Raw genomic sequence first — 22,368 nt, 5'->3', positions numbered from 1 at the left:
ATAAATTGTATACCAGACATTTATACTGATAGGGGGACTAATCATACATGGGTTTGCTAATTTAAGCAAGATGCCATAACTTGCTTAAAGGTCAGGATACTGGCTCCGTTTTAAACCCTAACCCTTATCTATGATACGTTTGTTTAGATGCCTTGTAGCAAAAAAGAACCTGCTCCTCTTTTCTTTTGCTATTTTAAGTGTATTACAATCTTCGGCTCAGGCGCCGGTTATTACCTCCTTTTCACCTTCGGCAGGTCCGGTGGGAACAGTAGTCACTATCACGGGGTCAAATTTTGGTTCAGTTGCCTCAGAAAATATTGTCAGCTTTGGTGCGGTCAGGGCGCAGGTGTTGAATGCCAGTAGCACACAGCTTTCCGTTAGCGTTCCTGGTGGCGCCACCTATCAGCCGATCGCTGTTGTGACAAATGGCCTTACCGCTTTTTCGGCACAGCCTTTCATGGCAACCTTTCCCTCTCACGCAAACGTTTTCTCGGCGATCTCATTTGCCCCGGCAGTCGATAACCCAACGGGGCCGATACCCTATTCAGTGGTGATTGCCGACTTTAACGGGGATGGACGTACGGATGTGGCTACGGCTAACTATGGTACCGGCGATGCTTCTTCGGTCACGATATTGCCGAATAGCGGTGGAAATGGCAAGCTGGCTTTTGCTGCTAAATTTAACTTACCGTTGCCCGCGAACTCGGGTGCCTATTCCATTACGGCTGCCGATCTTGACGGAGATGGAAAACCTGAGCTCATCGTCGCTAATAACTTAAGTTACACTGCTTCTGTATTCAGAAATACCAGCAGCGCCGGAGCGATATCCTTTGCAGCAGGTATTCAGTTTGCCACGGGAAACGGCGCATATAGCGTCAGCGTGGGCGATCTGGACGGAGACGGCAGGCCTGATCTGGCCGTCAGCAACTATTTGGCCGGTACTGTTTCGCTTTTAAGGAATACCAGTGTCTCCGGGTCGATTTCGTTTGCACCTGCGATCGATGTACGGACGGATGTTGGTCCAAAATTCGTGTCGATCGGTGACCTCGATGGAGACAATCGTCCCGATCTGGTGACTGCCAATGATTTAAGTAAGACCATTTCCATTCTACGAAATACCAGTAGCCAGGGTAGCCTGTCGTTTGCCACTATGCAAAATGTGAGTGTAAGCGGAGCGCCCGACAATGTCGCCATTGGCGATCTCGATGGAGACGGTAAAAATGACGTTGCCGTATCCGACAATACCAATAGTTTGCTTCACCTGTACCGAAGCACGGGCAATTCCGGAAGCATTGCTCTGGCGGATGGTATCGATCTTTATCAGCCTTATCCAACAAAATTCGTCAGCATAGGAGATCTCAGCGGCGACGGGAAGCCGGACCTGGTCAGTGCCACCCAATTCGGCGTTTATCTTTACCAGAACAATTCTACCAGCGGTACGATCTCATTTGTCAACCCCTACTTCTATTATGTGTATACTCCTGGCTCCATACAGATAGGAGACATGGACGGAGACAATCTACCCGATATCGTAGCAAGCAATATGGTTGCCAACGGCATATCTATCTTTAGGAACCGGATATCCTATCCTCATATCAGCTCGTTCTCTCCGGCTACGGCCGCCCAGGGACAAACCGTAGCGATCAAAGGATCGAATTTTACCGGAACGTCCCGGGTCGATTTCGGGGGAGTGCCTTGCACCTCGTTTGTTGTGGACAGTGACACAAACATAACAGCCGTTGTGGGAAGAGGGGTATCGGGGTATATTACGATTACTAACGGTGTGGGGGCGGATAGTGCCGCTAACTTTGTCTTTGCCGGCCCGCCCGTCATAAGTTCATTCACTCCCAATATAGGTTTTGTGGGTGCTTCTATAGCCATTACGGGCTATAATTTCACTGGCTGCACCGGTGTCAGTTTTGGTGGCCGGCCGGCAGCATCCTTCACTGTCGTGTCACCCACCAGCATCACAGCCCTTGTAGATAGCGGCGCCACGGGCGATGTTGCAGTGTCGACGCTTTATGGGACCGGAACAAAAGCAGGATTTATTTTCATCCCGCCACCGGTCATTTCGTCGTTTACACCTTCTTCTGCAAGGAATGGAGACACTGTAATGATTACAGGTGCGAATCTGGCGACCGCCACGAATGTTTCTTTCGGGCCTTTGCCGGCTGGCTCTTTTTCAGTGGTGTCGCCCACCTCGATCAGCGCCGTGGTCGCCGCAGGTTCAACCGGTGCGGTTACGGTCAGGACAATCGGCGGGTCGGCCAGTCTGAACGGTTTCAAATTTATAACCGGTCCTCCGCCTGTGATCAGTTCATTTAGCCCGGTTTCCGGTTCAGCAGGAACAACGGTTGTCGTTCACGGCTCGAATTTTAATACCACAGCGGCCGATAATGTCGTTTATTTTGGGGCTTACAAGGCTCAGGTGAGTGCTGCTTCAGCCAACTCTCTGACGGTGATTGTCCCTTCGGGTGCCCAATTCGGTCCGATAACGGTTATCAATATGGGTAATGGTCTTCAGGCTGTTTCTCCGGGATTTTTTACATCGCTGTATAGTAAGACAGTTGCCATTGACAGCAATACATTTGCGTCTATGGAGCATTTTAACGATGACTACGCATCCTGGAATAGCAGCCTGGCAGATTTTGACGGAGATGGGAAAATGGATGTGGCTGGAGAATCGCTCAACAGTACTGTTTCGATCAAGAGAAATACGAGCTCGCCAGGAGATCTCTCATTTGCTCCGGAGCAGCATTACCATATCACGTCTCCCTATGCCGGCGGCAGCTTTGTGGGGCCTTTAACCGCAGCGGATATAGACGGGGATGGACGGATGGATATCGTTGCAGTAGACTATATTGTGAATGACCTCTGTTATATCGGCGTGCTGCGGAATACGAGTACGCCCGGGCAGATCAGTTTTGAAGATGAGGTTAAATTCGAAGCGTTGTACAATGTCTTTGACCTGACCGTTGCGGATGTGGATGGAGACGGTCGGCCGGATATCCTTGTTCAGGGACAAGGCGCTTCCAGCGTTCTGCTGAACAACAGCAGCATCGGGGTAACATCCTTTTTACCCCAGCAGGATTTTCCTTTCGGGTCAATTGCCGCCTGTGGCGACTTTAATAACGACGGTAAAATCGATTTGGTAAACAACGGTAATTATTTTTCCAGCTATCCTTTTTCAATTCTGGAAAACACCAGTTCGGTCGGGATGCCCAGCTTTACAAGAATACCTCTTTTCACCCCTGAGTATGAGCATGATCCCATCCGGGTTTCCGTTGCTGATCTGGACGGCGATGAAAAGCTGGATCTATTGATCGCAAATGGGGATGGCGCTAACTTTGGTTTTAGGACTACCTGTCTTAATACAGGTACGGGCAATACTATTTCATTCGAGATAAAGGAGACTGCACTTCCAAAGGTCATTCAAGCTGGTATAGCCGGGGATATTGATGGGGATGGAAAACCGGATATGGTCGTAAGTAATGCCTATGATTTAACAGTCGGGGTTGCAAGGAACACCGGCACTCCCGGGAATACCTCCTTTGCCGATAATTTCTGGTATCCTTCAAGGATGTGGTCAGGTGTCCTGAATGCAGCGGATATGGACGGAGATGGAAAAGCGGACCTTGTTACGAGCGGCTATGGCAGCGCTTTAGGTTTTTCGGTGGCATTGAACAAAGGAGGCCAACGTCCTTCGATAAAGGCAGTTGGAGATGCCGCTTTTTGTAAGGGAGACAGCGTTCTATTGGTGTCTTCCCTGCCTTATTCCAATCAATGGTATGAAAATGGGATAGCCATTCCTGGCGCCAATAATGATTCGCTGATGGTGCGCAACGGAGGTACTTACACGAATGCTACCAGTACATCGGAACCATCGGATGCCTTGCTCGTGACGGTTCGTCCTGTTCCGGACAAGCCGTCCATTTCCTGGAGCGCCACGGCAGGTATGGTTTCATCCACAGGTGTGGGCAACCAATGGTATACAGATACCCCAAGGACTGTTATTAGCGGCGCTATCGCCCCGGCATATAAGCCAATTACGGAGGGTTACTATCTGGTACAGGTTACCCAGGACGGCTGCGTCAGTCCGTTCTCTGATACATATCATTATTTGTTCAATGGCCCCGCCGGTACGATGTCGAACGGTGCGGTGAAGGTTATCCCTAATCCGACCCTGGATTTTATTACAGTGATGATCCAGGCGGATACTACGGATGTATATACCGCAGAGTTGTATGGCATGGATGGACAGGTTAGGTTGACTGTCTCACCGGTCGTGAGTGGAAATAGGATTGATTTGTCCGGACTACCGGCAGGTATGTACTTTTTGAAGGTGACGGGAGCTAGTGGGAAATTTCGGCGTGTGGTTACGGTGATAAAACGATAGGATAAGGCGGCTCCTGCATCGATAAACTAAGCCAGGCTTGCTCACGTTGTGTGTGGGTTGAATATAGCATACGGAAATGCAGGCCAGGCAATAGTTTTAGCATAAAATATAAAGGGGATAACTACATATGTAGTTATCCCCTTTTGTGACTCCGTCTGGATTCAAACCAGAAACCTTCTGATCCGTAGTCAGATGCTCTATTCAGTTGAGCTACGGAGCCATTCCCGTGATTGGGATTGCAAATGTAGAGAAAAAATTGAAACGACCAAAAAGATTTTCAATCTATTTTGAGTCGTATGGAATGCCTTGAAAAGATCAGCTTACATGAGAAACATGACACATAAAAAAGAAAATCTTCATACGATCAAGTTCTAATTTCCCTACCCCTCGCATCTCAATCCTACACCGAATGGCTTTAACAATTCGGAATCCCATATATCAAAATGATAGACCACCCAGGCTTGGTTAATCCGTTCTCCTGTGCCGGAGTACTACCTATGGCTTACTATGAACTTACCAAAAGGGCGTTAAGAGGATACTAAAAGGATATAAAAAGGGTACCTATATATCAAATCGATATTGAGGTGACCTTTAAACACTATTTTAGTGTCCATTTAGTAAGTTATCTGTATATTAGAGGTAACGAGACAGTAAACTTGTAATCTATAACCTCAAAAAACCTTTTTTATGGCCATTGTTAAAGACAATATCCTCCTGAAACTTGTACGGGGTACCCTGGGCAAACAACTCACGATCTACGAACGGAATGGGCAGATTATTATGGCGACGAAACGCGGCCCTTCCAAGAAAAAGCCTACACAAAAGCAATTGGAAGCAAGGCTCAAGATGAGTATTGCTTCGGCACGTGCGCAGCGGGCGCTGGCCGATCCGGAGGTAAAAGCCTACTATGCGTCGCTGGCAGGACCAGGACAAAATGCCTATAATATAGCAGTGAAAGATGCTTACCGCAGTCCTGAAATCCAAAGTATCAGATTAGAAGAAGAGGAAGTTGTGGTGACTACCAAAAATGAGTTCCGTGTAGCAGAAGTGGAGGTAACGGTAGTAGACGCTGACGGTGTTGTTAAGGAGCGCGGGAAGGCCATTCTGGGCTGGAACGGAGTAGATTGGCATTATAAAGCAAAGACGCTGCCAGCAGGCGGTAAAGTCATCGTGGATGTGGTAAGTCTGCCACAGAGGCAAACGGTGAAGGAATTGCTGCTTACATGAGTCATAATAATAGGCGGAGCTAAGGCTTACTCAAAAAAAGGTATTCCGGGTATTGCATACTTTTTCATACCGGCTTCATTGATTTCAACACCAATGCCAGGTTTTTCTGAAACAGTGATAAAACTGTTGTTTACCCATTCGCCATCATAGGTTACGATTTCCCTGAACATGGTTTGCGTATGAAAATAACTCTGCCATTCAAGGATCATGAAATTTGGCACTGCAGCACAAACATGCGCCGACGCCATAGCGCCCAGGAAAGACGCCACCATATGTGGTGCAAACGGCACATAGTACAGGTTCGCCAGGTTGGCAATCCTTTGTCCCTCGCCCAGCCCACCACATTTTTGCAGGTCAGGCATAACAATGTCTACCGCACCTGTCTCCAGCATTCTTCTAAACCCATAAGCCAGGTATTGATTTTCCCCAACGCATATGGGGGTGGTGGTAGAATCGGCAATCAATTTATAGGCTTCCACATTTTCGGCCGGCACCGGTTCTTCCAGCCACATCAGGTTTAGGGGCTCCAGTCGTTTGGCAATGGCATGACCAGTTACTGTATCATACCGGCCGTGCATATCGGCGCAGATGTCAATGTCTGGACCCACTGCCTGCCGGGCAGCTGCCAATTGATCGTACATACGTTGCAGTTCGGCCGGACTGGCCGTCCAGTTATATTGATCATACTTATTGGGATCGTTCGCCTGATCGAGATCGAACTTGATGGCATTGAATCCCATTTTTTTGGCGTTGAGGGCTGCTTCTGAAAAATCAGCAGGCGTAGGCAGATTGCGCTGGTAGAGCGCCGTATCGCAATATACGCGTACCTTATCGCGGAACTTACCACCTAACAACTGGTATACGGGTAGTTGCAGGGCTTTACCAGCCAGGTCCCACAACGCTGTTTCTATAGCCGACAATACCGCTATATACATACCCGACTGAGCACCCTGAAAAAAGCCAGACTTACGAATGTCTTCAAACAAGCGATGCACATTCAGCGGACTTTTCCCTTTTATACGTTCCTCAAAATTCTTTACCAGGTGATAAGTGCCGGCAATAGCATCTACTCCTTCCCCACAACCCCAGATATCCTGGTTGGTGTAGACCTTTACAAACAGGCTGCCCCTGATATAACCACATTTTATCTCTGTGATCTTCAGATTGGAAGGAGACGAGGCTTTGGGCGCGCGGTCAATTGCTTTTTCATAACCTTGTCCGAAAGTGGATAAAGGAGCCAGAGCGGCTGCGATAGCGGTCTTGGTTATAAAGGACCGCCTTGAGTTATGGGTTGTCATATATAAGTGTTTTATTTGAATGAGCATACTTTTTCTGCAGATTCCCGATCGCTTCAAATTCATCAAACAGTTTGGTACTTAACTTTTCAAATATGCCGAAGTAATCAGCATATACGGCATGATGCTGTTTATTCGGTCTAAAAACATTAGGTAGTTCAACCGGTTGTGCGGCATCATCCAGTGATTTATAAATTCCCATTTCAGTAGCACTTAATAACCAGGCACCAAAGCTTACACTATGAAATTGTTGCCTTACCCACACTGGCTTATTGAATATATCAGCAATCAGCTGGCTGCAAAAAGGAATGGTGCCAAAACTACCATTTACCGAAAGGCTGTTGATGGAGCGCTGTTCGCCCAGCGTTTTACCAATGCTGTATATTTCATACAAAATGCCTTCTATTGTAGCCCGTATGAAATGCCTGCGTTCATGTTTAATGTTAAGGCCGAAATAAGCGCCACGGGCATTCGCATTCCAGATGGGCGCACGTTCACCCAACAGATAAGGCAGGAACAACAATCCATCTGATCCCGCTGGCACATTGTCCACTTCTTCCATCAGTTGCTGCATGCTGTTCTCCATATCGAATGGATTGGTGAATTCACCGAATTGCCGCGTAAACCATTCAAATATATTTCCGCCATTATTAGTAGGCCCGCCGGACACATAACAATTATCAGTAAGCAGGTAATTAAAGAAACGCATTTGTTCATCTTTCAATACAGTCGATCCCATTACCCTCACAGCGCCACTGTCTTCAATCGTAATGGAGGCCTTCTCCGCCCCTTTTATTATGCCGTCGCCTAATGTGGCCAGACAACCATCGCTGGAACCAATAAGGATCTTCGTTTCTGCCGGCAAGCGTAATGATTGTTGATACGCTTTTTTCAATTTGCCGGCCGCTGTAAACACAGGTGCCGGCACAGCTAATTGATTCGCAGTAATACCAGCGTATTGCAATGCGTCTTCTTCCCAGTTCACTGTATGAATGTTCATCAACCCTGTGGCGGAAGCAATGCTGTAATCTATTATATACTCACCGGTGAGCTGATGAATGATATAAGTTTTGATGGACAGGAACTTGCTGGTGAGCCTGAAGCGTTCTTTATTATTATGTCTGATCCACGCTATTTTTACCAGGGGCGACATAGGATGTATAGGCGTACCCGTTGCCTCATACAGCTTTTTCCCAAGGGACGAGTTACGTAACTCCTGCGCTTCTTTCTTGGCCCGGTTATCGGCCCAGGTAATAGCATAGCCGAGTGGATTCCCGTTCTTATCGACAGCCAGCACGCTGTGCATGGATGCGGAGAAACAGATACTGGCCACTTCATATTTTTTCGGGTGTATATATTCGTTCAGGATATTCTTCAGTACATATAATGTAGTAATAAAGATCTGTTCAGGGTCTTGCTCACTGTGGTCCGGTTCTGTATGAAATGTAGGATAGTGGCCCTTCATCGAGCCGATGATGCGGCCACTGAGGTCATAAGCAAACACCCGTATTCCATTTGTTCCTAACTCAATCGTTATGATGCATTTCATATCTATGACAATTATATATTACGCAAATGATTTTTTCTGAATTCACTGGGCCGGTAACCGGTTAGCTTTTTAAACGTGGTTGAAAAATGTTGCGATGAATAAAATCCCGTATCCAACGCTATATCAGTTAGCTTGATATCTGCCCGCTTCAATAATTTAATAGCTTCTGAAATGCGGATGTTGATCAGGTAATTAATAGGTGAAAACCCCGAATAGCTTTTTACCTTTTCCGTGAACAAAGTAGTACCCATACCTACCAGACCAGCCATTTCTTCCACCGTCCACTGATGCGCCAGGTCTTGACGTAATACCACTTCCAGCTGCGTAAAAGTTTTGGGGAAGTCGCGGATAGAATGAGTTTGTTGGGTCATTTTACGGGTAATCTGTATCAGCAATTCATCTATCTGGTGATTGACGCGTGCCTGGTAAGCCACTTCCATCCCAAATAATTCCGTGTGGATACATTTAATAATCTTGCCCACTTCGTTGAACCGGCTCAATGCAGGCAAATTGTTCAATAATAATATCTTCCCAATGGCGGTGGCCTCAGTCTCGGACAACCCGCTCCATTTACCTGGTTGTATATGCCCGTTATCCTGCTTCTGTACGGCCAGTTGTATCCAGGTAAAGGAACCGATCTTCAGCACGTCGTTATCACAGCCAAATGGGATACCTGGCATTATCAACGCTACATCGCCAGGATAAAAAACATGCGGTTGATAATTAATGCACCACTCGAACCGGCCCTCTGTTATATAATATATGCGCAATCCGTCCGTAACCGTAGTAGGAAAAGTATTGGGCTGAATAGAACCACTCTTCTTCATGCCCAACTCCAGGATATGCGGGAACAGTATTAGTTCTGGCGATTTACCATATTGTAACACAAATTGATTCATATAGGTTATAAACAAGTTGTCGCGGAATTTTACCCATCGCACAGGCTTGTATAAAGAAAAGAAATTTGTTCAACCTTTACGTACAAAATTCAACTCCGTTCTATTTTGGAAGTTTTTATATGTAAGACCCTATAATTTGTACTCCTAAGATTTCCTCATCACACGAACTAGCGTTATGAAAAAATATTTCCATCACAATGTATCCCGCATTGCGGGGCTCTGGCTGCTTATCAGTCTAAATTTAGCCGTGTCCTTTGCCCATGCTCAAACCGTTACAGGAATGGTTTCTGATGAGAAGGGTTCGAAATTACCGGGGGTTTCTGTAATAGTAAAAGGCAGCTCACTGGGAGCCACTTCTGATAGCGCCGGCAAATACAGTATTCATGCTTCTGCAGGCGTTGTTCTCATTTTCAGTTCGATAGGCTTTAAAACAACAGAAGTAAATGTCGGAGACCGCAAAGTGGTTAATGTATCAATGGTCACAGATAATCAGAACCTGGGCGAAGTGATCGTAACCGCCCTGGGTATAAAAAAGCAGTCCCGTAGCCTGGGCTATGCAGCCACCAGCGTTAAACCCGAAGAGTTAAGCGTAAATCGCAGCAGTAATGTAATGAATGCCCTGCAGGGCAAGGTAGCCGGGGTAAACATCTCTTCACTGGGCACTGGGCCGGGCGGTACTTCCAAGATCCGCATCCGTGGCCAGTCATCTATTTCAGGACAGAATAATCCGCTGATCGTTATTAACGGTGTTCCGGTTGACAATACCAACTTCAACGACAATACCACCGGCGTAAAAGGTGGTGGTGTATTTGCAGATGGTGGCGACGGATTGTCAAGCATCAATCCTGATGACATTGAAAACATGACCATATTAAAAGGTGCACCGGCATCCGCCCTCTATGGTTCCCGTGCCAAAGATGGGGTGATCATGATCACGACAAAAACGAAAGGGAAAACCAAAGGAATCGGTGTTACTTATAACCTGAATTATACCAACGATACCCCGCTTGACTTTACTGATTACCAGAACGAATACGGTCAGGGTGAAAACGGCGTTCGCCCCACAGCACCCAACCCAACTTCCGGCCAGTGGTCGTTTGGTGAAAAATTTGCACCAGGTATGACGCAAGTCCTCTTTAATAATTTAACAGTCCCCTATGCTCCACAAGGCAGTCGCATAAAAGAATTTTATCGCCATGGGCAAAATATTGCCAATACCATTGCCTTTGAAAGCAGCAACGACAAAGGTGGTTTCCGGATGTCATTAAACAACACCCGGAATCAGGGCATCATGCCTAACAATACATTTAACAGGAAATCAATGAACCTGGGTTTTAGCTATAATTTGTCAGAACAATTTTTGATATCAGGTAACGTAAATTATTCAAGGGAGATCAATAAAAACCCGCCTAATATTGCCAACCAGGACAATTCCATTCCCACTACGCTGATGGCAATGTCTACCTCCATGCCATTGCATGTGCTGGATGAGAACAAATACAATGCAGCAGGTAACGAATACGGTTGGTCAAGGTTCACCAACCGCACCAATCCATATTGGGTAATGGCCGAACAATTTCATAATATTAAACGAGACCGCATTTTCGGCAATGTAACCCTGAAATACAACTTACGCCCATGGCTAAGCGTGCAGGGCAGATTTGGGCAGGACTACTGGTCGCGGGATGAAGACGTAAACAACTTCCCTACCGGTCAGGCCTCCAGGGCGGCTGCACCTCCTGGTTTTGTAAATGGTTTATATACGCAGGAGTCCCGCCGTTTCCGGGAAACCAACCTGGACTTCCTCTTCAATGCAAATAAAAAGTTTGGTGTGGTGGAAGTGAATCTAAATGCCGGTGGCAACCGCATGCGCAAACGGACTGACGCCAACAATGTAGTCGTAACTGATTTTATTACCCGGGGAATTTATACCGTACAAAACGGACGTTCCAAAGATCCCGTTTATACACTTACAGAGCAGGGAGTCAACTCGCTGTATAGTTCTGCTGAATTGAACTTTAATCAAACGTTCTACCTCACAGGTACATTGCGTAACGACTGGTTCTCTACCCTGTCGCCCGAGAACAGAAGTATTTTGTATCCATCTGTTTCCGCCAGTTATATTTTTTCTGAACACCTGCCTCATACCAGCTGGCTGAATTTTGGCAAAGTCAGGTTAGGTTATGCCGAAGTGGGCAGCGATGGTGATGTAGCACCATATTCCAACCAGTTGTTCTATATTCCCAATGCCAATTTCATTAATAACCCCAATGGACAGGCAGTACCTGTTGGCACGAGTGCCATCAGTAATAATGTTACCGGCACTACCTTACCCAATGCTAAACTAAAGCCCAGCAGGGTATCCGAAGTAGAAGCTGGTTTGGAATTGCGTTTATTCAACAGCCGTGTAAATATTGATCTGGCAGCTTACCGCAAGGTCACCAGCGACCAGATCGTACTGGTACAGATCTCAGATGCATCCGGTTATCTGAACAGGCCAATCAACAGTGGTAAAAGCCGTAACCATGGGTTTGAAGCCATGCTGAACCTGGTACCCGTGCGAAGCGCTGACTGGAGCTGGGAATTCACGGCTAATACTTCTTACAATATTACCAAAGTACTCAGCATCATTACCGACAAACCAGGCGAACGTATCACCACCGCCACACACGTATTTAATGGAGAAACCAGGCATGTGGTGGGTGAAGAAATAGGACAGATTGCCGGCTATGGGTATGCATATAATGCCAAGGGCCAACAAATATTTCAGTCAAACGGTTTACCCCAGCGTACGCCCGACTTCATGTTATTCGGCAGTGCCCTGCCCAAATGGGTAGGCGGTTTTTTGAATACCGTTAATTACAAAGGATTCAGACTTAGTGTTTTTATAGATTATAAACTGGGTAATAAAATACTGTCGGGCACCAACTTCAATGCGGTGCGGCATGGACTACATAAAATGACACTGGAAGGGCGTGAGGGCGGTGTGAAAGGAGTGGGAGTAGATGCCAGTGGTAATCCCAACAATGCCGTGGCAGCGGTGCAAACCTATTGGGAACACCTTCGTTCACAACAGATCATTGCGCCTGTTATATACAACGGTGGTTACTGGAAATTGAGACAGGTGACACTGGGCTATGATCTTACTAAACATATTCCGGCCAAATGGCCCATCAAAGGCCTAAAGATCGACCTGGTAGCCAACAATGTATTGCTGTTAAAGAAGTGGGTTGATAATATCGATCCGGAAACATTTGGCTTTGGTTCTGACAACCAGATAGGGCTTGAATCTCCCGGATTACCGACCACCCGCAGCCTTGGATTGAATCTGAATATTAAACTCTAACAGCTCCCGTCATGAAAAAAATCTTCTTAGCAATCATACTGTTTTTCTTCGCTTCCTGCGAAAAGGGATTGAGCGATCTGAATGTAAACGAAACCAATTCCACTTCACTCGACCCGGCCCTGTTGCTGAACCAGGCCATTATCAATACTTCATTCCCCGTAAAATCGCTGGTGTTCGATGTGGGAGTTGTACAACAAATGGTTTCGCCGAATGGCGGTGTGCTGGCTGGCGCCAATTTTAACCAGGATAGCCGCGATATAACCACACAACCGTTGTGGACTGCTTACTATCAAAGCGTGATCAAAAATACCTATGATGCACTTACCCGTTCGAAAGACCTGCCGAACAGGAGCAACATGTATAACATGGTGCGCATTTACCAGACATATGTGTTTATGATCCTGACTGATGAATATGGTGACATCCCCTATCTGGAGGGTGGCGCTGGTTTGATTAAAGGCTCCCTGTTTCCCAAATACGACCGCCAGCAGGATATCTACCCATTGCTTATAAAGGAGCTCACAGAAGCCGCCGCAGCGCTCAATACCACTGCTGTTATTGAAACCGGTGATGTATTGTATGCCGGCAATGTGGCCCAATGGAAAAAATTTGCCTATTCATTGCTGCTGCGGGCGGGTATGCGATTGAGTAAAATAGATGCAGCCAAAGCGCAAAGCACCGTGCAGGCTGCTGTAGCAGGGGGTGTTATTACAGCGAATGCCGACAACGCATATATTCGGCATGATGCCAATTACACCCAGCCCATTGGCAGTACATTGAATGGAGGCGAGGCTGCCAATTTCTACCTTGCCAAACCATTTGCAGATCAGCTAAAAAACACGAATGACCCGCGATTATCAGCCATCGCCATCAGGTATGTAGGTGCCACCAGCGGGAACGGACAAACCGTAGCCGTCGGCACTACTGACCCTGCCAGACAAATTGGTATGCCCATAGGCAAAGATAACGGTACCATTGGCGCTGCTGCCACAGCTGATGGCCTGGCCAGCTTTTATGATTACAGCCAGGTTGACCGCCGCAGAATGCTTAAAACTTTTTCCCCGGTGTTCTTAGTAACTGCAGCACAAACCAACTTGCTGCTGGCAGAAGCCCGTTTCCGGGGTTGGATCACCACCGGCAGCGCTGCTCAATATTTTACTGATGGCATTAACGCCCATATGGACCAGATGGTGATCTATGATGTGAATTCCGCCGTTACTGCCGAAGCCCGTGATATTTACGTAGCCGCCAATCCGCTTACCGCTGGTAATGAGCTGGAACAGATCAATACCCAATACTGGATTGCCTCTTTTTTGAATGGTCCGGAGGCTTTTGCTAATTTTAGGAGAAGTGGTTTTCCTAACCTTATCCCAAACCCATACGGACAACCTAATAATCCCGATGTGCCCAATGGCACTTTTATCAGGCGGCTCACATATCCTACCTCGGAACTAAGCGTGAACAGCGAAAATGTGAACGAGGCCATATCCAGGCAGGGAGCAGATAAGTTGAGTACAAGGATCTGGTGGGATAAGCAATAAAAAATAATGGCAATGAAGTTAAGAAGCGCTGACTGGTTCGGCAAACAGGATAAAATGGGTTTTGTACACAGGTCCTGGTTTCGCACACAGGGTTATCCGGATGACTATTTCATAAACAGACCGGTGATCGGTATCTGTAATACCTGGAGTGAACTTACTCCCTGCAATGCCCACCTCCGTGAAATAGCGGAAGTGGTAAAGCGTGGAGTATTGGAAGCCGGAGGCGTCCCATTTGAATTCCCGGTTACTTCACTGGGTGAAACAGTCATGCGTCCAACGACCATGCTTTTTCGTAACCTGACGAGCATGGATGTGGAAGAAACGATCCGTGCCAATCCCCTCGATGGAGTTGTACTGCTTACAGGTTGCGATAAAACTACTCCGAGTACCATTATGGGCGCCTGCAGCGTGGACCTCCCGACTATTGTAGTACCCGGAGGGGCTATGCTAAATGGACATTTTCGTGGCGAATGCATTGGCAGTGGTTCATTTAACTGGGCTATAAAGGAAAAACAAGGTGTGGAAAATTACACGGAGCAGGACATTCATGAAGTGGAAGCAGGCATAGCGCGTAGTCAGGGCCATTGTATGACCATGGGTACTGCCAGTACAATGGCTTGCATGTCAGAAGCTCTTGGACTGACATTACCCGGTGCTGCTGCAATTCCTGCAGTGGATGCACGTAAGAAACTGATAGCTCAGTTAAGTGGCCGCCGTATTGTAGAGATGGTAAAAGAAAACCTGAAACTCTCACATATACTTACCCGGAATGCTTTTGAAAATGCGATTGTTATTAATTCCGCCATCGGCGGTTCTACCAATTTTATTATTCATTTACTGGCCATAGCCGGCCGTATCGGTGTTCCGCTTTCACTGGAGGATTTTGACATCATCGGCAGCAGGATTCCCCTGTTAGTAAACCTGAAACCATCAGGCAAATTCCTTATGGAAGATTTTTATTATGCAGGCGGACTACCAGTTGTTATCCGCGAAATGGAACCGTATCTGCAAACGGATGTCTTAACTGTTAATGGGAAAAGCCTCAGCGCCAATTGTACTATTTCGCCCTGTTACAATACAGAGGTGATCACCACGTTGCAAGCCCCCTTACAGCCGGAAGCGGGTATCGTGGTGCTGAAAGGCAACTTATGCGAGCAGGGAGCTGTTATTAAACCTGCTGCTGCATCTGCTCATTTACTAAAGCATCGGGGCCGGGCGATCGTATTTGAAAGTATAGAAGATTATCTTGCCCGTATTGATGACCCGGATCTGGATATTGATGAACAATGTGTGATGGTTTTGAAAGGCGTTGGCCCTGTAGGCTACCCTGGTATGCCTGAAGTAGGAAATCTGGATTTGCCAATGAAACTCCTGCAAAAAGGCATCAAAGACATGGTACGCATTTCTGATGGCCGCATGAGTGGTACAGCAGGTGGTACAGTGGTGTTACATGTATCGCCCGAATCATCTGTAGGTGGCGTATTGGCGTTGGTACGGGATGGTGATATGATCGAGCTGGATGTAAATGCCAGAAAACTGCATCTTGACATTAGCGAAGAGGAACTGGTTGCACGCAAAGTACACTGGCAGGCACCCCTTCCTATGGCAACCCGTGGGTATGTAAAATTTTATATTGATCACGTACAACAGGCACACCTCGGAGCCGACCTGGATGTATTACGCAACGGTTCAGGGTCTGAAGTGCTCAGAGACCTTCATTAATTCTATAACACCTGCTACAACAACTTAGGTAATCAGCTGTACTACTACCGGAAGATAAAAAATGGTACCCGAATAGATATTTATAAAAATCCACTGTTGCAAAGGACTTTAAATGAAAAAAGGCTACGCTGTGCGTAGCCCTTGTGACCTCGTCTGGATTCAAACCAGAAACCTTCTGATCCGTAGTCAGATGCTCTATTCAGTTGAGCTACGAAGCCATTCCCTTGATTGGGATTGCAAAGGTAGGAATATTTCTGTAATGACCAAATATTTTAAATATTTTTTTTGTTTGATTCATAAGCAGCGGGTTACGTACATTTACGAGCCGCTTTGTGGACGGGGCATTTATCAAAAACAAGCCTGAAGGTGAAAATACAACTCTGGAGTATCGGAAAGGAAAACGACCCTTATATAAAGGATGGTATCGCTGTTTTTCAAAAGCGTTTGCAGCATTATGTAGATTTTGAGCTGAAACTGATCCCCACCGTAAAACAGGCTGCCAGCCTCTCTATCCCTGAATTAAAAAAACAGGAAGGAAAAATGATCCTGGACATGCTGCAACCGCAGGATTATCTTGTTGCGCTTGATGAATATGGTAAACTGCAGACAACACTGCAACTGGCAGATTTTCTTCAGCAACGGGCGAATGCCGCTACAAGACAGGTTATTTTCCTGATCGGAGGCGCCTTCGGACTGGATGCCAGTGTACTGGAAAGAGCGCAGTTCAAACTGTCCCTGTCCCCCCTCACCTTCCCACACCAACTGGTCCGGCTTATCATGACAGAACAACTTTACAGGGCGTATACAGTATTGAACAGGGAGAAATATCATCATCAGTAAAAAATCAGTATCATTACATTCTCATCAATTAAATTATCGTTTGGCATGGACATGACAATCAGCATAGCGATCATAATTCTCACCTGCATCATTTCTATTACATCCTTTAACAATCAGCGGCGTATAGATGATCTGAGCATGTGGCCTTACATGGTGAAAGAAAAAAAACAGTATTACCGGTTCATCACATCCGGATTTGTACACGGGGATTTTATGCACCTCGGCTTTAATATGCTGACGCTTTTTTTCTTCGGAAGACATATAGAAGAGGCGTTCCTGATGATCTTCCATAGTAAGCTGTACTACCTGCTGTTTTATACACTGGCACTGGTCTTATCAGATATTCCTACTTATCTCAAGCACAAAAATAATGATGGCTACAGGACCATCGGTGCATCAGGCGCTGTTTCTGCAGTAGTATTCGCGTTTATTCTATTCGCTCCCTGGACAAAGATCCTGGTATTCATCATTCCCATGCCTGCCATTCTTTATGGTATAGTATATCTCGGCTATACGATATATCTGTCCCGCCGCGGAAGTCATGACGGTATTAATCATGATGCGCATCTGTGGGGCGCTGTATTTGGCATTCTTTTCCCCCTGATATTTGAACCGAGGATCGGTTTATTTTTCCTTGATCAGCTGCTGCACGGTTACAGATAACAGCTTTATCCTTTTCCGGTTTGTTTTTTGCCAGATGCACCATGGACAATTCGTCCAAACACTGCAAAACAAGCCACGAGCATGAAGCTAGACACAGCTAAACTTTTACAGAAAAGGAAAAAGCAAATTCTCGAATTGTGGATGAAGAATCAATTAGTGGATTTTTCTCTACGAGAGGACCTTATGTCAAATGAGGAACTGACGGTACAGTCAGAAGAACTCGTAAATATTTTATTACAAAGCTTAAACAATGGCAACCTGGAGGATGTACAATCTGCATCCTTCGAGCCATTGTATGAGGTACTGGAAACTATTTCCCGCTCCAGGGCCAAAATGGGGTATTCTCCCCGGGAAACCGGCACATTTGTTTTTAGTCTGAAAGATGCCCTGCTTAACGTTCTCCAGCAAGAGTTCAAAAATGACCCTGTTCTGTTGCTGGAAGAAAGCCTGAAAGTGAGTAAACTGATTGATAGCCTTGGCATCGTTACCTTTGAAACTTTTATTAAAGGAAGAGAAGAAGTCATTCTGCGCCAGACTGATGAAATAGCGGAGATCTCAACCCCTGTTATCCGTGTATGGGATGGTATTGTAGCCTTGCCGATCATCGGCACACTGGACAGCTCCCGGACGCAGGTCGTAATGGAAAACCTGTTACAGGAGATTGTTGCCACATCCAGCAGTATCGCTATCCTGGATATATCAGGCGTACCTGCAGTAGATTCCCTTGTTGCCCAGCACCTCATAAAAACTGTAAGCGCTACGCGCCTGATGGGAGCAGAATGCATTATCAGCGGAATCCGGCCTGAAATAGCTCAAACTGTGGTACACCTCGGTATAGATCTCTCTGGTATCGTTACAAAAGCAACCCTTGCCAGCGCGTTAAGATATGCATTTTCGCTGCTACAGCTGGAAGTCAGGAAATTAAATCTAAAAACAAATCAATTGTAAAAATAAAAGCAGGCATTGATGGATAAAATACCGATTCTTAAAATTGGCCATTTTCTCATGGTGGCCATTCAGGTAGATCTGTATGACCGGCTTGCCCTTAGCCTGGAATCTGACCTGGTACAGGCGGTAAGTAAGACGGGCGCCAAAGGCGTATTAATAGATATTTCGTCGGTTTCAATAGTAGACTCCTTTATGGGGCGGATACTGGGGAATATCGCCGGGATGAGCAAGGTATTGGATGCAGAAACGGTGATAGTTGGCATGCAGCCTGCTGTAGCTATTACTTTAGTAGAACTGGGTTTGCCATTGAAAGGTGTGCAGACCGCACTAAATGTTGAAAAAGGCATGGAACTCCTGCAGAAAAAAATACAGTTCACGGAAGAAGAAGAAATTGATGATGATAGTACTCTCCAGTGATAGCATGCCTATAATGAAAGAACTGGACATGGTGGTTTTCAGAAATAGGTTGAAAGAGTTCGCCGTCAAAATAGGCATGAGCCTTGTGAATCAGACGAAATTGATCACTGCCGCCAGTGAACTTTCAAGGAATATGCTCCGTTACGCCGGAGGAGGTAATGTACTCATTGAGATAGTAAATGCTCAGCGACAAAATGGATTACGCCTCACTTTTTCAGATACAGGTCCCGGCATACCCGATATCGATAAAGCCATGAAAGACGGCTTTTCTACCGGTAAAAGTCTGGGACTGGGCCTGCCGGGAGCTAAACGCCTGGTGAGCGATTTTGACATTAAAAGCACTGTAGGCAAAGGAACTACCATCACAATCATCAAATGGAAGAATGGGTAACCGGACGGCATATTAGTTTTAATTTGGATGACAGAAGCTATCTGGCCATTCTGAAACGTGAAGTGCATCGTCTTTCTATACAATGCGGACTGACGGAAAAGAAGGTAGCAGAGATCGATATCGTTGTTGCCGAAATAGGATCCAATATCATCAAACATGCAGGAGGTGGAGAAGTGCTGGTCATGCTTACAGATAATCCCCAACCAGCTATTGAGATAATAGCGATAGACAGCGGCCCCGGAATTACAGACCTCGCGAGAATGATGCAGGATGGAATATCAACAAGCAGAACACTCGGCCACGGATTGGGAGCTGTAAAACGCCTCTCTGACTTCCTGCAGGTCTATTCTGTAAAAGGATGGGGCACGATACTCTTAGCAAGGTTCTTTATCAAACCAGCAGAACAGTATCCTCCCAAACCTGGCCCCGAGATCAGGACCTTGCTGGTACCAAAACCAGGTGAGAAGGTGTGCGGTGATGCCTTTTATGTCCACGCTGACAGAGCCGGCATAAGGATATTCCTGGGAGACGGACTCGGGCACGGCGTAGAAGCAAACAAAGCAGCTGCGGCTGCTGTCAATTCCTTTCGTTACTGTATGCTCTCCGACCTTGGCGAGGTATTACGGCAAATGCATGATGACGTAAAACGTACCCGTGGTCTGGTTGGCACTATAGCTGTATATAGTAATAAGGCCCAGACATGGAAGATCTGTGGCGTGGGAAATATACATACACGTATGCTGACAGCTTCCACTTCGAGGACCCATCTTCCATACAATGGGATTATCGGGCATAACATTCCCCGCACTATTAACGAGCAGGAAGTTGTACATGAAGCTGGGAAAGAACAGGTACTCATTTTATGCTCCGACGGCATAAAGACCCGTTGGGACATGATGAAGTATCCGGCCATTTTCAGGTATGATATGTCTGTATTGGCTGCCGCCATCTATAAAGATAATGCGCGTAAGACAGATGATATGTCGGTAGTAATTGTTAAAGTAAAATAGCCGCAATGCAGGAAATAACCCGGATCACGCTGGAAACTGATATGGACCTGGTACTGGTGCACAAACGTATTATGAAACTGGGAGAACTGGCAGAACTATCACTTGCATCACAGACCACCTTTGCAACAGCCGTGTCTGAGGTTTCGCGACATGTCCTAGAATATGGCTACAATGCCGTTCTTATACTCGCCGTCAGCACTGATATAAAGGAACCAGAGCAGTATCTCATTGCAAAAGTGCTGGACGGCAATCTTAACCTTACAGAGAAAATTAATGAGAACCTGGTATATGCCAGAAGACTCGTTGACCGCTTCTCACTCGAATGTGGAGATAAGGGGCTCGAAATTATGCTGGAATACAGGATCCCCGGCATTCAAAAGATCCATAGCAGCAAGATCCGGAAATGGATATCGTCTTTCAGCATGGAGCTGCCAGCCTCTCCGTATGATGAAATAAAACGTAAGAACAGACAGTTGCAGGAACTGGCGGAAAGGCTAAAGGAAAGTGAAACGCAATACAGGGAAGTAACCAATGCTCTGCCGCTGATGATATTCAGTGTGAACTATGAAGGTAAGGTCATCTACGCCAATAGCTGGATGAAATCATTTACCGGTTATGATATCCAGGAACTGAACGACAGCAAATGGCGCCCGGTGATCCGTAAAGAGCTCTTCACCAGCGCCTGGGAATACTGGCAACTACACCGGATAACAAACAGGCCCTTAAAAAAGGAACTGGAACTGAAGAGTCATGTCACGCAGGAATATATCTGGCACTTGCTTTCCCTGGCCCCTATCGTCAGTGAAAATGGAGAAACAACGCACTGGATAGGATCCCTGGTGGATATTCATGCACAAAAGGTCATGGAGCAGGCATTGAGGGACAACAAGGAATTGCATGAAACAAAGCTGCTGCTCGAGGAAAAGATCAAAGAGCTGAACCGCAGCAACCAGGAACTGGAGCAGTTTGCCTATGCGGCATCGCACGACTTACAGGAGCCATTGCGGAAGATCGTTTACTACAGTGACTATCTGAGCAGGTATTATATAGAAGAAATAGATGAAAAGGGTAAACTTTATTTCAACAATATGATAGGCGCCAGTCAGCGAATGACACAACTGATCCATGATCTGCTGAACTTTTCAACGATCTACCGTGACAACCTTCATCTCGTAAAAACAGACATGAATGCACTGGCGGAGGAAGCCATGAATGACCTGGAGATAGCAATAAAAGCGAAAAGCGTACATATAGATGTAGCACCGCTGCCGATGTTGTCCGTGTATCCGATGCAGATGCGGCAGTTGTTCCACAACCTGCTGTCCAACGCGATCAAGTTCTCTGATGAACAGCGGCCACCAGAAGTGAAGGTGTACGCAACAATGGAAGGAAAACAGATACAATTGATATTTGAAGATAATGGAGTGGGATTTGAAGAGAAATATCTGGATAAAATGTTCAGCTTATTCCAACGCCTGCATTCGCGCGAGAAATATGCCGGTACCGGTATAGGACTGGCGATGTGTAAGAAGATCGCTGATCTGCACAATGGATTCATTACCGCCAGCAGTGAACCGGGAAGAGGTGCAAAGTTCATTCTGACCTTACCATTGGTAGCGTAGCGGCAACATTAGTTTTTATCTAAAGGAAGAATTTATCAGTTATGAAGAATATTGTGAAGATATTACTGGCAGATGATGATATGGAAGACCGCTTCATCATGCAGGATGCCTTTGCTGCGATCAATCTCTCAGAGGTTCCTCTTCTGGTGGAAGATGGAGAAAAGGCACTGGAGTATCTTGCTGATACCCATGCAAGCGCAGGCGTTATGCCTTCTCTTGTGGTGCTTGATCTGAATATGCCACGACTCAGTGGCACGCAAACCTTGCGGGAACTGAAAAGCAAGGATGCTTATAAGGACATTCCGGTGATTATATTCTCGTCTTCTTTGAATGTAATAGAAATGCATGAGTGTAAACAGCTGGGCGCTTTATCATATATGGTAAAACCATTTACGTATGAGGAGTACCTCTTGTCAGCGCAGCATTTCTATGATTTCTGTCTAAAGAAACATTCCTTCCCGGAATTCAATAGTCTCATTAACAATTTCAAATAAAAAGAGAA

The 22,368-nt window shown here is 46.3% G+C and carries 16 protein-coding genes and 2 tRNA genes; 13 read left to right on the top strand and 5 right to left on the bottom strand.

Annotated features, from left to right (window positions below; genetic code table 11):
- Positions 1-130: 130 nt before the first annotated feature.
- Positions 131-4,396 (top strand): FG-GAP-like repeat-containing protein, encoded by a 4,266-nt coding sequence (locus CLV42_RS20905; protein ID WP_106603888.1) that lies wholly within the window; start codon positions 131-133, stop codon positions 4,394-4,396.
- Positions 4,397-4,542: 146 nt separating this feature from the next.
- Here CLV42_RS20905 and CLV42_RS20900 read toward each other — a convergent pair.
- Positions 4,543-4,616: transfer RNA gene (locus CLV42_RS20900), tRNA-Arg, on the bottom strand.
- Positions 4,617-5,083: 467 nt separating this feature from the next.
- Here CLV42_RS20900 and CLV42_RS20895 point away from each other — a divergent pair.
- Positions 5,084-5,623: a hypothetical protein gene (locus CLV42_RS20895; RefSeq protein WP_106603887.1), complete on the top strand. Its 540-nt coding sequence runs from the start codon at positions 5,084-5,086 to the stop codon at positions 5,621-5,623.
- 26 nt (positions 5,624-5,649) lie between these two features.
- Here CLV42_RS20895 and CLV42_RS20890 read toward each other — a convergent pair whose 3' ends face one another.
- From CLV42_RS20890 to CLV42_RS20880, 3 genes are read right to left on the bottom strand one after another with little or no spacing between them, the layout of a single operon-like run.
- The gene (locus CLV42_RS20890; protein WP_106603886.1) at positions 5,650-6,921 is read right to left on the bottom strand and encodes a mandelate racemase/muconate lactonizing enzyme family protein; all 1,272 of its coding nucleotides are present in this window, start codon (positions 6,919-6,921) and stop codon (positions 5,650-5,652) included.
- A complete protein-coding gene (locus CLV42_RS20885) occupies positions 6,908-8,467 on the bottom strand; it encodes a gluconokinase (RefSeq protein WP_106603885.1) in 1,560 nt (519 codons plus the stop codon). Before CLV42_RS20885 ends, CLV42_RS20890 begins: the two co-directional genes overlap by 14 nt.
- Before the next feature lie 11 nt (positions 8,468-8,478).
- The gene (locus CLV42_RS20880; protein ID WP_106603884.1) at positions 8,479-9,366 is read right to left on the bottom strand and encodes an AraC family transcriptional regulator; all 888 of its coding nucleotides are present in this window, start codon (positions 9,364-9,366) and stop codon (positions 8,479-8,481) included.
- 175 nt (positions 9,367-9,541) lie between these two features.
- Between CLV42_RS20880 and CLV42_RS20875 the strand changes: the two genes are divergently transcribed.
- Genes CLV42_RS20875 through CLV42_RS20865 form a run of 3 tightly spaced genes read left to right on the top strand, consistent with a single transcriptional unit; the run spans position 9,542 to position 15,975 of the window.
- Positions 9,542-12,712: a SusC/RagA family TonB-linked outer membrane protein gene (locus tag CLV42_RS20875; RefSeq protein WP_106603883.1), complete on the top strand. Its 3,171-nt coding sequence runs from the start codon at positions 9,542-9,544 to the stop codon at positions 12,710-12,712.
- A gap of 11 nt (positions 12,713-12,723) precedes the next feature.
- Positions 12,724-14,253, top strand: a complete 1,530-nt coding sequence (locus CLV42_RS20870; protein ID WP_106603882.1) for a SusD/RagB family nutrient-binding outer membrane lipoprotein — start codon at positions 12,724-12,726, stop codon at positions 14,251-14,253.
- A 12-nt stretch (positions 14,254-14,265) separates the two neighbouring features.
- The gene (locus CLV42_RS20865; RefSeq protein ID WP_106603881.1) at positions 14,266-15,975 is read left to right on the top strand and encodes an IlvD/Edd family dehydratase; all 1,710 of its coding nucleotides are present in this window, start codon (positions 14,266-14,268) and stop codon (positions 15,973-15,975) included.
- 144 nt (positions 15,976-16,119) lie between these two features.
- On the opposite strand, the gene CLV42_RS20860 is transcribed toward CLV42_RS20865, so the two are convergent.
- Positions 16,120-16,193, bottom strand: a tRNA-Arg gene (locus CLV42_RS20860).
- A gap of 148 nt (positions 16,194-16,341) precedes the next feature.
- On the opposite strand from CLV42_RS20860, the gene CLV42_RS20855 reads away from it, so the two are divergent.
- The 8 genes from CLV42_RS20855 (at position 16,342) to CLV42_RS20820 (ending at position 22,360) form a co-directional block, all read left to right on the top strand.
- Positions 16,342-16,815, top strand: coding sequence for a 23S rRNA (pseudouridine(1915)-N(3))-methyltransferase RlmH (locus CLV42_RS20855; protein ID WP_089836409.1), 474 nt, complete (start codon positions 16,342-16,344; stop codon positions 16,813-16,815).
- A gap of 45 nt (positions 16,816-16,860) precedes the next feature.
- Complete coding sequence (locus CLV42_RS20850) at positions 16,861-17,478, top strand: rhomboid family intramembrane serine protease (RefSeq protein WP_106603880.1); 618 nt, start codon at positions 16,861-16,863, stop codon at positions 17,476-17,478.
- Between the two features lie 81 nt (positions 17,479-17,559).
- Positions 17,560-18,426, top strand: a complete 867-nt coding sequence (locus CLV42_RS20845; protein WP_106603879.1) for an STAS domain-containing protein — start codon at positions 17,560-17,562, stop codon at positions 18,424-18,426.
- A gap of 18 nt (positions 18,427-18,444) precedes the next feature.
- The gene (locus CLV42_RS20840) at positions 18,445-18,843 is read left to right on the top strand and encodes an STAS domain-containing protein (protein WP_106603878.1); all 399 of its coding nucleotides are present in this window, start codon (positions 18,445-18,447) and stop codon (positions 18,841-18,843) included.
- Entirely contained in the window at positions 18,821-19,234 is a 414-nt protein-coding gene (locus CLV42_RS20835) for an anti-sigma regulatory factor (RefSeq protein ID WP_106603877.1), read from the top strand. The genes CLV42_RS20840 and CLV42_RS20835 overlap by 23 nt, the downstream gene beginning before the upstream one ends.
- Positions 19,235-19,257: 23 nt before the next feature.
- Positions 19,258-20,244: an ATP-binding SpoIIE family protein phosphatase gene (locus tag CLV42_RS20830; protein ID WP_211303502.1), complete on the top strand. Its 987-nt coding sequence runs from the start codon at positions 19,258-19,260 to the stop codon at positions 20,242-20,244.
- Between the two features lie 5 nt (positions 20,245-20,249).
- Positions 20,250-21,866 carry an ATP-binding protein gene (locus CLV42_RS20825; protein ID WP_106603875.1) on the top strand — a complete coding sequence of 539 codons (1,617 nt, stop codon included), beginning with the start codon at positions 20,250-20,252 and terminating at the stop codon, positions 21,864-21,866.
- A 41-nt stretch (positions 21,867-21,907) separates the two neighbouring features.
- The gene (locus tag CLV42_RS20820; protein WP_106603874.1) at positions 21,908-22,360 is read left to right on the top strand and encodes a response regulator; all 453 of its coding nucleotides are present in this window, start codon (positions 21,908-21,910) and stop codon (positions 22,358-22,360) included.
- Positions 22,361-22,368 lie beyond the last annotated feature (8 nt).

The organism is Chitinophaga ginsengisoli, from assembly GCF_003014595.1.
GTDB classification, from domain to species: Bacteria; Bacteroidota; Bacteroidia; order Chitinophagales; family Chitinophagaceae; genus Chitinophaga; species Chitinophaga ginsengisoli.
Note: the sequence above shows the minus strand (reverse complement) of the source record. Positions and strands in the feature narration are given on the sequence as shown.